This is a genomic window from Bacillus sp. FSL R5-0286 (assembly GCF_038593245.1).
In the GTDB taxonomy this organism is placed as follows: domain Bacteria; phylum Bacillota; class Bacilli; order Bacillales; family Bacillaceae; genus Bacillus; species Bacillus altitudinis.
This window is the reverse complement of record NZ_CP151977.1, coordinates 3,012,805-3,025,884: the sequence shown is the minus strand read 5'-3', so window position 1 is coordinate 3,025,884 and position 13,080 is coordinate 3,012,805. Positions and strand designations below refer to the sequence as shown.

The following is a 13,080-nucleotide window of genomic DNA, read 5'->3' as shown; positions in this document are numbered from 1 at the left end:
CTTACGATTTCTTTTTATATTGCTGATTTTGACTGGTCTTTTTACCACCTAGGTCTGCTTCTTGTGATGGACCTGCGTTTCCTTTCACACTTGCAGCACTTACGCCTGCTTTTGATGGGTTCTTTTGCAAACGAGACATGTGGACATCACCTCCATTCTTACAATTCCCCCTCGTCTTTAATTCATACGCTGTAAAGAAAGACGCATGAGAATGTGTAAATTTTTGAAATCTGCTATTGAACTGTTTCGGAAAATCTTTTAAGATAAAGAAAGAGGCATTGCTTTTTTTTGGACAAAAAATGAATGACTGTTCATTCAAAATGTTTAGGGGGATATTTATGGGCAAACATATTCGCAAGGCGGCTGTCATTGGTTCAGGTGTCATGGGCTCAGGCATTGCTGCACATCTAGCCAATATCGGGTTACCAGTAACATTGCTAGATATTGTGCCACATGAACTGACAAAGGAAGAAACGGCAAAAAAGCTAACGCTTGATCACCCTAGTGTTCGGAATAGATTAAGCCAAGACGCAATGAAAAAATTGTTAAAGCAAAAGCCAGCACCTCTTACTTCAGCCAAAAACCTATCATACATCACACCCGGAAATCTCACAGATCACCTTTCCTTATTACACGATGCTGACTGGATCATTGAAGTCGTCACTGAAAAGCTCAGCATTAAACAACACGTATTCTCTCTCATCGACGAACACCGCAAAGAAGGAAGCATCGTATCCAGCAATACATCCGGTATTTCTGTTGAAAAAATGGCAGAAGGCCGATCAGCTGATTTTAAACGCCACTTTTTAGGCACTCACTTTTTTAACCCAGCTCGTTATTTAAAGCTGTTAGAAGTAATTCCTATTCAAGAAACAGATCCAGAAGTACTCTCATATATGAAAACATTTGGTGAAGATGTACTTGGCAAGGGTGTGGTCGAAGCAAAAGATACACCGAACTTTATTGCCAACCGAATTGGCACTTATGGGCTTCTTGTCACAGTGCGTGAAATGCTGGAGAACAAATACACGATCGGAGAGGTCGATTCTGTCACAGGTCCACTCATTGGCAGACCGAAAAGTGCGACCTTCCGCACACTTGATGTGGTGGGACTCGACACATTTTCTCATGTAGCCCGCAATGTGTATGAACAGGTAGAAGGAAAGGAAAAAGATATTTTTCAGCTGCCTGAGTTTATGGAAAGAATGCTCGAAAAAGGATGGATCGGCAGCAAAGCAGGGCAAGGATTTTATCAAAAAAACGGAAAGACCATTTTAGAGCTTGATCCTGTCACACTCACATACGGAGAACGGACAAAGCTGAAGGATCCGGGCATTGACATTGCCAAGCAGCAAAAGGGGACAAAAGCGAAATTGAAAGCGCTTATTTATCAAGACGGCCGTGCTGGGCAATTGCTTTGGAATATGACCGCACCTGTTCTTCTTTATTCAGCTCATCTAAAAGGCGACATTGCGGATGATATTCAGTCCATCGATAACGCCATGAAATGGGGATTTGGCTGGCAGCATGGTCCGTTCGAGCTGTGGGATGCGATTGGCGTGAAAAAAGCCGTCAGTCGAATGGAAGCGGAAGGGCACAGCATCCCGTTGTGGGTGCAAGATATGCTTTCAGAAGGACATGACACGTTCTATCAAGAAAATGCCGAAGGAGACCGTGCATTTTATCAGAATGGTGCTTATGAACAGGAAAAGGGAAACGACAAGAATATTTCGTTAGCTAGATTGAAAAAGAAACACGATGTCATTTTTAAAAATACGGGTGCAAGCTTGATCGATATCGGGGATGATGTTGCTTTGCTTGAATTTCATTCGAAAAGTAATGCCATTGGGCTTGATGTCATTGATATGATCAATCGTGCTGTAGATGAAACGGAAAAGAATTATAAAGGACTGGTCATCGGTAACCAAGGAAAGAACTTCTGTGTTGGTGCGAATCTCGCCTTAATTTTAATGGAAGCACAGGACGACAACTTCTTTGAAATTGATTTTGTCATTCGCAGGTTCCAGCAGGCGATGATGAAGGTGAAGTATAGTGACCGTCCAGTTGTGGCTGCACCATTTGGTATGACACTTGGCGGAGGGACGGAGCTTTGTCTACCAGCAGCCGCTATCCAAGCGTCCAGTGAAACGTATATGGGGCTTGTCGAAGCGGGGGTCGGACTCATACCGGGCGGAGGCGGAAACAAAGAACTCTATATTCGCCATCTGCAAGGAGCGGAAAAGCCATCAGCAACTGCAATCCAAGATGCTACGCTACAAACCTTTGAAGCCATTGCGATGGCAAAGGTATCTACATCAGCAGAGGAAGCGCGTGATATGAAGATGCTCCGAGTGAATGACCGGATCAGCATGAATGGTGATCATTTAATCCATGATGCGAAACAACTCGTTCTTTCTCTTGATGAAGCGGATTATCGTGCACCTCTGAAGCGAAAGGTGCCCGTGATGGGGGAAACAGGCTACGCAGCAATGGTGCTGGCTGCTGAAAACATGAGATTGTCTGGATACATTTCAGACCATGACATGACCATTGCGAAAAAACTAGCGCATGTCATTTCTGGCGGCAAATTGCCATTTGGTACAGAGGTGGATGAACAATACTTATTAGAGCTTGAAAGAGAAGCCTTTTTAAGTCTTGTAGGGGAAGTCAAATCTCAGGCACGCATGCAGCACATGCTCGTTAAAGGAAAACCTTTACGTAACTAGGGGGGAGTCAAAATGAGAGAAGCAGTGATTGTAGCTGGCGCAAGAACACCAGTAGGGAAAGCCAAAAAGGGATCATTAAAATATGTCAGACCTGATGATATGGGCGCATTGTGTGTAAAAGAAACGCTAAAGCGTGCCGGTGATTATGATGGAACAATCGATGATTTAATCATCGGATGTGCGACACCAGAAGCAGAGCAAGGGCTGAATGTGGCCCGGAATATTGGGGCGTTAGCAGGTTTGCCATATACAGTACCTGCTATCACCATTAACCGCTATTGCTCTTCTGGTCTGCAGTCAATTGCTTATGCAGGTGAACGAATTATGCTTGGGCAGGCAGAAACCATTTTGGCCGGAGGCGTCGAATCGATGTCGCAAGTCCCAATGATGGGTCACTCCATTCGTCCAAACGCTCTTTTGGCAGAGCAAGCGCCTGAATACTATATGAGCATGGGCCACACAGCGGAGCAAGTGGCGCAAAAGTATCAGGTCACAAGGCAAGATCAAGATGCTTTTGCGGTGAGGAGCCATCAAAAGGCAGCAAAGGCACTTCAAGAAGGGAAATTTTCAGATGAAATTGTTCCCGTTGATGTGACAGAAAGACGGGTAGGAGAGCAGAATCAACTAGAAGAACGCCAATTTACGTTCTCACAAGATGAAGGTGTCAGAGCGGGCACAACAGAGGAGGTTCTCTCAACGTTACGACCTGCCTTCTCAACAAAAGGCACAGTGACTGCAGGAAACTCTTCGCAGACGAGTGATGGAGCGGCATGTGTCATGATGATGGATCGCGAAAAAGCATCTTCTCTTTCTCTTCAGCCGCTCGCCAAGTTCAGAGCGTTTGCTGTTGGTGGTGTACCACCTGAAGTCATGGGAATTGGGCCGGTTGAAGCCATTCCGCGTGCGCTGAAAATCGCTGGTCTAGAGCTGAAGGACATCGGGCTGTTTGAATTAAATGAAGCATTTGCTTCTCAGGCGATTCAAGTCATTCGTCATTTAGGGATCGATGAAGAGAAGGTAAATGTCAACGGCGGCGCCATTGCATTAGGACATCCGCTAGGCTGTACAGGAACGAAACTCACGCTGTCCCTCATTCATGAAATGAAACGGCGAAATGAACAATTTGGTATTGTGACGATGTGTATCGGCGGGGGCATGGGAGCAGCAGGCATTTTTGAATTGATCTAAAGGGGGAAAACAGGATGAAAGCAATGGAAGAAGTAAAAAAGGGTGGCAGTTTCTTAATTGATGAGACGAATTATGAGCATATCTTTACACCAGAGGATTTCTCTGATGAACATCAAATGATCGGGAAAACAACAGAAGATTACATTTTACAAGATGTCGTTCCGCACATCGATCAAATTGAAAATCATGAATTCGAGCATTCTGTTCGTCTCTTGAAAAAGGCTGGAGAGCTTGGCCTGCTTGGTGCGGATGTTCCTGAGGAATTTGGCGGGCTTGGGCTAGATAAAATCAGCTCAGCCATCATTACTGAAAAATTTGCAAGAGCAGGCAGCTTCTCTCTTTCTTACGGCGCCCATGTCGGGATCGGTTCTTTGCCGATCGTGCTATTCGGCAATCAAGCGCAAAAGGAAAAGTACCTGCCAGGACTCGCCTCTGGAGAAACAATTGCGGCATATGCCCTAACAGAGCCAGGGTCAGGTTCTGATGCGCTAGGTGCGAAAACAACGGCAGTCCTGAATGAAGCTGGAACACATTATGTCCTCAATGGGGAAAAACAATGGATCACAAACTCCGCATTTGCCGATGTGTTTGTCGTGTATGCGAAGATTGATGGTGAACACTTCTCTGCTTTCATCGTAGAAAAGGATTTTCCTGGAGTCAAAACAGGACCTGAAGAGAAAAAGATGGGCATTAAAGGGTCATCGACGAGAACGTTAATCCTTGAAGATGCCGAAGTGCCAAAGGAGAATTTGCTTGGTGAAGCAGGCAGAGGTCATGTCATTGCCTTTAACATTTTGAACATTGGACGCTATAAGCTGGCTGTAGGGACAATCGGAGCATCAAAACGAGTCATTCAATTATCGGCAGAGTATGCCAATCAGCGTAAGCAGTTTAAAACACCAATTTCTCAATTTAGCTTAATTGGCGAAAAAGCAGCCAACATGTCGGCAAAACTTTATGCCATGGAAAGTGCTGTATACCGCACAGTCGGGTTATTTGAACAAAGAATGGGTCTGTTAAGTGACGAGGAGCAAAAGGATGGGAAACAAATTGCGCAATCCATTGCCGAATATGCGATTGAATGCTCTCTTTGTAAAGTGCTTGGCTCTGAAACGCTCGATTACATTGTGGATGAAGGTGTGCAGATTCACGGCGGATATGGTTTCATGCAAGAATACGAAGTCGAAAGAGCCTATCGCGACTCACGAATTAACCGTATTTTTGAAGGAACGAACGAAATTAACCGATTGCTTGTGCCAGGCACCTTCTTGAAGAAAGCGATGAAAGGAGAGCTTCCGCTTCTTCAAAAAGCGCAAACCCTTCAGGAAGAGCTAATGATGATGATGCCGGAAGAGCCGGGTGATCAGCCGCTTGATCAAGAGAAATACTTACTTGCCCATGCAAAAAAGATCGCCTTGATGGTGGCAGGTATGGCCGCGATGAAATATGGGAAAGCATTAGACAAAGAGCAAGAAATCCTTGTGAATATAGCAGATATCATCAATGAACTCTTTGCGGCTGAGTCGGCGGTCTTGCGTACTGAAAAAGCAATCGCAGCATCGGGCGCAGAAAAAAATGCACAAAAGCTTGCGTATACACAAATTTTCACGCAGGAAGCCTTTTTAAAAATTGAAGCTCATGCGAAAGAATCATTGATTGCCATGGAAGAAGGAGATTCACTCCGTATGAGTCTGTCAGCCCTTCGCAAGCTGACAAGGTTCACGCCAATGAATGTCATCGCCAAAAAGCGCGAAGTGGCGAAACGAATCTTTGAGGCAGAGAAATATATCGTATAAGACGGCTTAAAAGGTGCGGATATCATGTCGCACCTTTTTGTAAGCATACATTTAGGTTTTTCATATGTTTTGTGATAAAATGTTGTCACTATTTGCAGGAGGTGAAAATGGTGGCTTTAGATTTTTACGAATACCCATCTTGCGGTACATGCCGAAAAGCAAAGAAATGGCTGGAAGAACACAATAAAGACATCAACAGCATACATATCGTCGAAGAGACGCCTGATAAAGAAACATTAAAAGCCCTTTACGAAAAAAGCGGTTTAGAGCTGAAGAAATTTTTTAATACGAGCGGTCAGAAATACAGAGAGCTGCAGCTGAAAGATAAACTTCCTGCAATGTCAGAGGACGAGCAGCTTGAATTACTTGCGTCTAACGGAATGCTAATCAAGCGTCCAATTACAACAGACGGCAAACGAGTGACAGTTGGATTTAATGAAGATACATTCAAAAGCGTCTGGAAATGATGTAACTTTCATTCAGATTGTGGTATCTTCAATATAGATTGTAAGAAAAGACTGGAGGGGTATGAAATGAGCACACCAAAAGATTTACGTTATTCAGAAGAACACGAATGGGTCAAAGTAGAAGGAGATAAGGTGCGTATCGGTATTACGCATTTTGCTCAATCTGAGCTAGGCGATATCGTGTTCGTTGAGCTTCCTGAAGTAGGAGACAAAATTACAGCGGACGAGCCTTTCGGAAGTGTAGAATCAGTCAAAACAGTTTCTGAACTATACGCACCGATTAACGGCACAATCGTTGAAGTAAACGATGAGCTTGATGACAGCCCAGAGTTCGTCAACGACTCTCCATACGAAAAAGCTTGGATGATCGTAGTAGAGCCAGCGGATGCATCTGAAATCGAGAACTTAATGACTGCTGAGCAATATGAAGAAATGACAAAAGAAGACTAATTCATGTGAAATTGGACACTCTACCTTTATGGGGGGTGTCCAATTTGTCTTTTCAAAAAGAACAGGTGGATATAACAGAGCATGTCACTGGACGATTCAAAGAGAGTGGCATGGTGCTTTACCATCAAAACGAAGAGATTGGTACGATGATTAGTGAAAATCAATATGAATTAAAATCAGGTTATTCCTATGATCAAAACCGTTTTTATCGTCTGTCAGATACATTGACCCATGGGACTGAAAAATATGTAGACTGTGACGATGAAAATGGCTGGTGCTGATCACAGATAAGGCTGCAGTGAGTGCTGCAGTCTTTTTGTTGATCAATTGCCCAATCTTTACAACCTGAATGAAAGATTGTAATCTAAGGAAGAAGTGAATCAACGTCAAAAGGGCCGGGTGATCGTGATGAATGTCGAGATAGAAAAGGTCATCATTGTAGAAGGTAAATCAGATAAACAGAAGCTAAAAGAAGTCATAAGTGAACCTGTTACCATCATTTGCACCAATGGCACGATCAGTACATCGAAGTTGGATCAGCTTGTGGACGATTTATTCGGGAAAGACGTTTACATATTAGCAGACAGTGACGATGCTGGCGACAAACTGCGGAAGCAATTTCGAAAAGAATTCCCTGAAGCACTGCATCTTTTTGTCGACAGAACGTACCGCGAAGTGGCCGCTTCACCGTCAGCCCATATTGCATCTATTCTATTAGCTGCAAACATTGATGTTCATTCGAAATATTTATAAGGGTGACGTATATGAAAGAGATTGAAGAGCATGAATTCAAGGAGATAGAGGACGATTTATTTCTTTTGTACTTATATACACCATTTTGCGGAACATGCCAGCTGGCAAAGAAGATGCTGGCAGTGGTTGATGCCATGCAGCCGGAAGTTCCTTTTTATGAGAATAACTTAAATTACTCGCCAAGTTTTGCGAAAGCATTTGAGATCGAAAGTGTCCCTTGCTTTCTCCTGTTTAAAAAGGGTGAAATCGTGCAAAAAGGCTATGCCTTTCACTCCGTTCCATATCTTCATGAAATGATTGAAACCGCTAAATAAAGCGGTTTTTTGTCATATTTCAAGCAATTCATTTGAAAATTTGTCGAGCTATTTATAAAGGACAAGCCGATGTTTGTAGAGAAATGTTATGTATAACCAAATGACAGGGAGGTTATACATGTGGAAAATGTGAAAGCCCATGGAAGTGCAGGGCAGCGATTATTGTTAAAGCCGTTGCTCTCATCATCATCCTTGAAGATTACATTTGAGGCGGAAACGGACTCTTGTACATTGATTGTGGATGAACGTGGTGAAGTGAAGAAACTACCTGCAATTGAGTTATCGGATCTCATCTTTTATGGTGAGCGAAAAGAGATTTTGCAATTATTAGATGGAGACATGTCCTTACAGCAGCTGATCAGCAGAGGACAAGTGAAAGTGAAAGGCTCATTTCGAGCACTTCTTCGACTAGAAGCAGTACTTTGGCTGACGAACGGTTTTTTTCGAAAAATGATAACGTAGTCGTTTACTTGGAAATTAGCGATTTACAGCGTTGACATATCTCAGATAGCATGATATTCTACGTTAGTAAAAACATGAACATCACATAAAACAACATATTTTCTCTTATTAAGAGAGGTGGAGGGACGTGCCCTATGAAACCCGGCAACCGTCAGCATAGCTGAAATTGGTGCCAATTCACTCAAAGCCGCAATGCTTTGAAAGATGAGAGAAAGGCGTATTTGATATAAAAGGCCTTTCTGCTTGCGTTGCAGTTAGGTCTTTTTTACTGACCTGGCGTCAGGCTAGCGTCATAACAGTCGGAAGAATAATTGAACGTATGTGATGGCAACCTATAGATTCAGCAAGAAAGCAGGTGAACAGACTGTGATCCATTTACAGAATGTATCAAAAACGTATCATTCAAAAAGCGGAAATGTTGATGCCGTGAAAGACGTCAACTTGGATATCGATAAAGGTGAAATATTCGGAATTATCGGGTATAGCGGCGCAGGGAAAAGCTCCCTGATTCGCCTATTAAACGGTCTGGAGCTGCCAACAGAAGGAATCGTTGAAGTGGCAGGCAACCGAATCAATGAAGTATCGAATGCGAAACTTCGGAAAGCAAGACAAGAAATCAGCATGATTTTCCAGCACTTTAACTTGCTCTGGTCAAGAACAGTGAGACAAAATATTATGTTCCCGCTCGAGATCGCAGGTGTACCAACATCAAAACGGAGAGCTCGTGCAAACGAACTGATTAAATTGGTCGGTTTAGAAGGAAAAGAAAATGCATATCCTTCTCAGCTCAGCGGCGGGCAAAAGCAGCGTGTAGGGATTGCGAGAGCATTAGCGAATGACCCAAAAGTTCTGCTATGTGACGAAGCGACATCTGCGCTTGATCCACAAACAACGGATTCCATCCTTGAGCTTTTAGCCGATATTAATAAACGACTAGGACTCACCATTGTATTGATCACACATGAAATGCACGTCATTCGCAAAATTTGTCATCGTGTGGCGGTGATGGAGAATGGCCGTATTGTCGAAGAAGGCGAAGTATTACGTGTCTTCAGACAGCCGAAAGAAGAAATGACGAAGCGATTCGTGAAACAGCTTGCTGAACCAGAAGAAGCAAAAGAAACGATCGAGCACGTCCTAGAGAGAGTAAAAGAAGGTCAGGTCGTCCGGTTGTCCTTTATCGGAGATTCTGCCGAACAGCCGCTGATCACGGAAATCATTCGATCCTTCAAGGTCGATGTGAACATCCTGCAAGGAAAGATTTCTCAAACGCAGGAAGGCGCGTTTGGAACACTCTTTATCCATATAAATGGAGACGAGAACGAAGTTGAAAAAGCCATCGCCTATATCCAAAGCAAACAGGTTGAAATCGAGGTGATGACACATGTTTGAGAAATGGTTTCCGAACGTTGATCTAGAGGTTATTTGGAACGCGACGGGTGAAACGGTCTATATGACACTCATTGCATTAGCGTTTGCTTTTGCTATCGGCATCATTCTTGGGCTGTTGCTCTTTTTGACAAGTAAAGGCGGTTTGTGGGAAAACAAACCAATTAATGCTGTCATCGGCGCAGTCGTCAACATTTTCAGATCGATTCCCTTTATCATATTAATCATTCTATTATTAGGATTTACTAAACTAATTATGGGCACGATATTAGGCCCAAATGCAGCATTACCAGCTCTTGTCATTGGCTCAGCTCCTTTCTACGCACGTCTTGTTGAAATTGCACTGCGTGAAGTAGACAAAGGAGTCATTGAAGCAGCACGATCTATGGGAGCAAAAACGTCGACTATTATTTTCAAAGTATTGCTGCCAGAATCACTGCCAGCCCTTATTTCAGGAATTACTGTAACAGCGATTGCTCTGATTGGCTCTACTGCAATTGCAGGAGCAATTGGAGCAGGCGGACTTGGTGACCTTGCTTATGTGGAAGGATACCAATCTGGTAATACAGATGTCACACTTGTAGCCACTGTGTTTATTCTGATCATCGTCTTTATCATTCAAATAATCGGTGATTTGATTACAAATAAAATTGATAAACGTTAAGGGAGGAATTATTCATGAAGAAATTGATTTTAAGTGCACTATTTCTAGCATTTGCAGGTATTTTAGCTGCGTGCGGTTCATCAAATAACGCAAGCGATAACAAAACCATCACGGTTGCCGCTTCAAAAACACCACATGCCGAGATTCTTGAAGAAGCAAAACCACTTCTAAAAGAAAAAGGGTACGATCTAAAAGTGAAAGTACTGAGCGATTATAAAATGTACAACAAAGCATTAGCTGAAAAAGAAGTGGATGCGAACTTTTTCCAACATATCCCTTACTTGAACGAAGAAAATAAATCAAACAAAGATTACAACTTAGTGAGTGCTGGTGCCGTTCACCTTGAGCCTTTCGGTATCTACTCTAAGAAATACAAATCAGTAAAAGATATTCCAAACGGCGGCACGATCATCATGACAAACAACGTAGCTGAGCAAGGACGTATGCTTGCCCTATTACAAAATGCTGGTGTGATCAAGCTTGATCCAAAAGTAGATACAATCAACGCAACAGTCAAAAACATCAAAGAAAACCCGAAGAACCTAAAATTCAAAAAAATCGCTCCTGAACTAACAGCGAAAGCTTATGAAAACAGTGAAGGCGATGCAGTATTTATTAACGTTAACTATGCGATCCAAAATAAATTGAATCCGAAAAAAGATTCAATTGAACTTGAGCAAACGAAAAATAACCCGTATGCAAACATCGTCGCTGTTCGCAAAGGTGACGAAAAATCAGAGAAGATCAAGGTATTAATGGAAGTTCTTCACTCTGATAAAATCAAAGAATTCATCGACAAAAAGTATGATGGTGCAGTATTGCCTGTATCTGAATAACAACTTGTAAACCTCGCTTTCATCAAAGCGAGGTTTCAACGTGTAGACAAACCCTCGCATTCGTTGTCAGGTCTGCGCTCCGGTGCTCACGAATGTCAAATTCGCTCTGCTCCGGTACTCGCCCTTCCTAGACTGCAAAGGTTTTCTATCACGCTGAAAAAAGAAGACAAAGGGCTAAAATAAAGATCATTTTAGCCCTTTGTCAATCATCTGCAACCTCGCTTTCATGAAAGCGAGGTTTTTTTGTGTATTTTTTCAAATCTCGCTCATAATAAAAACGAACAAATGACCTGAAGGGATGGAATGAAGATGAATGAACAACATATGAGCGGATCGATGCAGCAATCACTGACGGATTATAAAACGGCAATGGGTGAATTTCAGAAGAAAATGCCGGTGTTTGGCAAGAAATTCAATGAATTTACGGAGCAGTGCTTTCAGAGTGATTCCTTAACACAAAAAGAAAAACAAATGATTGCCCTCGGCATCAGCATTCATGCACAGGATGAATATTGCATGATCTATCATACAAAGGGAGCGCTCGATCAAGGCGCAACAGAAGAGAATTTGCTAGAGGTCGTCAGTGTGGCGGCAGCGTTTGGCGGCGGTGCTGCGCTAAGTCAAGGCATCACAGTTGTTCAGCAATGTATTGATGAATTTGGAGGACAGACGCATTAAGGGAAGGATAAGATGGTATTTATCCATCTCAGGGAGTTGAGTCGTTCTCAGCCGGTTGTGTGAGAAAATATGCCAGCATAGCGTGTTATATCCCTTTTGAGTGAAGCAGCGTGCCTTTGATACAATGAAGCTACACTCAAAGAAGGGAATGGTTTATTATTTGTTCGGACCATAGTACACTGGGATTGGATTATACCGCCGAGATGGAAAAGGCCATGCATAAAGCTCATGGCATGAGCTATGCAGAGTACGAAAGAGACCATGACTTAAGGATGAAAGTGGAATATAAACGAGAGCAGTCCTATCGAGATGAGAAAAGGCAGCTCGCAAAAATGAATATACAAGGCTATTAAATAGCTAAGGGACGGGGAGAATAGTTTCCCGTCCTTTCTTTATGAAAACTGTCTTTTCGACATAAATCCTTTTATCTACCTGTATTTTTTGTTAGAATTTTGAGAGCATCCTCTCACGCTTGTCGTGAATGTGTTGTATTCACTTTTAATTTGTTATAAAATTAGAATGAGAATAAATTGAGAATAATGATTATTTTGGAGGTATCGATATATGACTGCTTCGACATTAACAATTAAGGACTTGCACGTTGAGATTGAAGGGAAAGAAATCTTAAAAGGTGTAAACCTAGAAATAAAAGGTGGAGAATTCCACGCAGTAATGGGACCAAACGGAACAGGTAAATCTACTTTATCTGCTGCTATCATGGGCCACCCTAAGTATGAAGTGACAAAAGGCAGCATCTTGCTTGATGGCGAAGATGTTCTTGAAATGGAAGTAGATGAGCGCGCTCAAGCGGGTCTTTTCCTTGCAATGCAATATCCATCTGAAATTAGTGGTGTGACAAATGCAGACTTCCTTCGTTCGGCTATTAACGCACGCAGAGAAGAAGGCGATGAAATCTCTCTCATGAAATTCATCCGCAAAATGGACGAAAACATGGAATTCCTTGAAATGGACCCAGATATGGCACAGCGCTACCTAAACGAAGGTTTCTCAGGCGGGGAGAAAAAACGCAACGAAATTCTTCAATTAATGATGATTGAACCAAAAATCGCCATTCTTGACGAAATCGATTCTGGTCTTGATATCGATGCGCTGAAAGTTGTTTCTAAAGGAATTAATAAAATGCGCGGCGAAAGCTTCGGCTGCTTAATGATCACTCACTATCAGCGTTTATTGAACTACATCACACCAGATCACGTTCATGTCATGATGCAAGGACGTATTGTGAAATCTGGCGGACCAGAACTCGCGCAGCGTCTAGAAGCAGAAGGTTATGACTGGATTAAAAAAGAGTTAGGAATTGAAGACGAAACTGTTGGTCAAGAAGCGTAAGCGTTAG

General features: G+C 42.7%; 16 protein-coding genes and 1 riboswitch. Of the genes, 15 read left to right on the top strand and 1 reads right to left on the bottom strand.

The annotated features are described in order from the left end of the window. Position 1 precedes the first annotated feature (1 nt). Complete coding sequence (locus NST24_RS15720; protein WP_008347049.1) at positions 2-139, bottom strand: YuzL family protein; 138 nt, start codon at positions 137-139, stop codon at positions 2-4. Between the two features lie 199 nt (positions 140-338). On the opposite strand from NST24_RS15720, the gene NST24_RS15715 reads away from it, so the two are divergent. From NST24_RS15715 to sufC, 15 genes are all read left to right on the top strand, one after another. Continuing rightward, positions 339-2,726: a 3-hydroxyacyl-CoA dehydrogenase NAD-binding domain-containing protein gene (locus NST24_RS15715; protein WP_342461978.1), complete on the top strand. Its 2,388-nt coding sequence runs from the start codon at positions 339-341 to the stop codon at positions 2,724-2,726. Between the two features lie 12 nt (positions 2,727-2,738). Beyond that, positions 2,739-3,914: an acetyl-CoA C-acetyltransferase gene (locus NST24_RS15710; protein WP_058336902.1), complete on the top strand. Its 1,176-nt coding sequence runs from the start codon at positions 2,739-2,741 to the stop codon at positions 3,912-3,914. A gap of 14 nt (positions 3,915-3,928) precedes the next feature. Continuing rightward, positions 3,929-5,710, top strand: coding sequence for an acyl-CoA dehydrogenase family protein (locus NST24_RS15705; RefSeq protein WP_342461977.1), 1,782 nt, complete (start codon positions 3,929-3,931; stop codon positions 5,708-5,710). A gap of 110 nt (positions 5,711-5,820) precedes the next feature. After that, the gene (locus tag NST24_RS15700; protein WP_008356673.1) at positions 5,821-6,177 is read left to right on the top strand and encodes an arsenate reductase family protein; all 357 of its coding nucleotides are present in this window, start codon (positions 5,821-5,823) and stop codon (positions 6,175-6,177) included. A gap of 66 nt (positions 6,178-6,243) precedes the next feature. Next, positions 6,244-6,627, top strand: a complete 384-nt coding sequence (gene gcvH / locus NST24_RS15695; RefSeq protein ID WP_008347039.1) for a glycine cleavage system protein GcvH — start codon at positions 6,244-6,246, stop codon at positions 6,625-6,627. Positions 6,628-6,671: 44 nt separating this feature from the next. Continuing rightward, the gene (locus NST24_RS15690) at positions 6,672-6,908 is read left to right on the top strand and encodes a YusG family protein (RefSeq protein ID WP_008347037.1); all 237 of its coding nucleotides are present in this window, start codon (positions 6,672-6,674) and stop codon (positions 6,906-6,908) included. Between the two features lie 127 nt (positions 6,909-7,035). Beyond that, a complete protein-coding gene (locus NST24_RS15685; RefSeq protein WP_008347035.1) occupies positions 7,036-7,380 on the top strand; it encodes a toprim domain-containing protein in 345 nt (114 codons plus the stop codon). Between the two features lie 11 nt (positions 7,381-7,391). Next, positions 7,392-7,694 carry a thioredoxin family protein gene (locus NST24_RS15680; protein WP_007500346.1) on the top strand — a complete coding sequence of 101 codons (303 nt, stop codon included), beginning with the start codon at positions 7,392-7,394 and terminating at the stop codon, positions 7,692-7,694. A 120-nt stretch (positions 7,695-7,814) separates the two neighbouring features. Beyond that, a complete protein-coding gene (locus NST24_RS15675) occupies positions 7,815-8,156 on the top strand; it encodes an SCP2 sterol-binding domain-containing protein (RefSeq protein ID WP_008347033.1) in 342 nt (113 codons plus the stop codon). A 102-nt stretch (positions 8,157-8,258) separates the two neighbouring features. Beyond that, positions 8,259-8,367: riboswitch (SAM riboswitch) on the top strand. A 155-nt stretch (positions 8,368-8,522) separates the two neighbouring features. Beyond that, positions 8,523-9,548, top strand: a complete 1,026-nt coding sequence (locus NST24_RS15670) for a methionine ABC transporter ATP-binding protein (protein WP_024719778.1) — start codon at positions 8,523-8,525, stop codon at positions 9,546-9,548. After that, positions 9,541-10,209 (top strand): methionine ABC transporter permease, encoded by a 669-nt coding sequence (locus NST24_RS15665; RefSeq protein WP_025207943.1) that lies wholly within the window; start codon positions 9,541-9,543, stop codon positions 10,207-10,209. Before NST24_RS15670 ends, NST24_RS15665 begins: the two co-directional genes overlap by 8 nt. A gap of 14 nt (positions 10,210-10,223) precedes the next feature. Continuing rightward, positions 10,224-11,045 (top strand): methionine ABC transporter substrate-binding lipoprotein MetQ, encoded by an 822-nt coding sequence (metQ, locus tag NST24_RS15660; RefSeq protein WP_007500351.1) that lies wholly within the window; start codon positions 10,224-10,226, stop codon positions 11,043-11,045. 309 nt (positions 11,046-11,354) lie between these two features. Then, complete coding sequence (locus NST24_RS15655) at positions 11,355-11,723, top strand: carboxymuconolactone decarboxylase family protein (protein WP_003212803.1); 369 nt, start codon at positions 11,355-11,357, stop codon at positions 11,721-11,723. 215 nt (positions 11,724-11,938) lie between these two features. Continuing rightward, on the top strand, positions 11,939-12,076 hold the full coding sequence (locus tag NST24_RS15650; protein ID WP_162835676.1) for a hypothetical protein: 138 nt from the start codon (positions 11,939-11,941) through the stop codon (positions 12,074-12,076). A 211-nt stretch (positions 12,077-12,287) separates the two neighbouring features. After that, positions 12,288-13,073, top strand: coding sequence for a Fe-S cluster assembly ATPase SufC (gene sufC / locus NST24_RS15645; RefSeq protein WP_007500355.1), 786 nt, complete (start codon positions 12,288-12,290; stop codon positions 13,071-13,073). Positions 13,074-13,080: the final 7 nt, after the last annotated feature.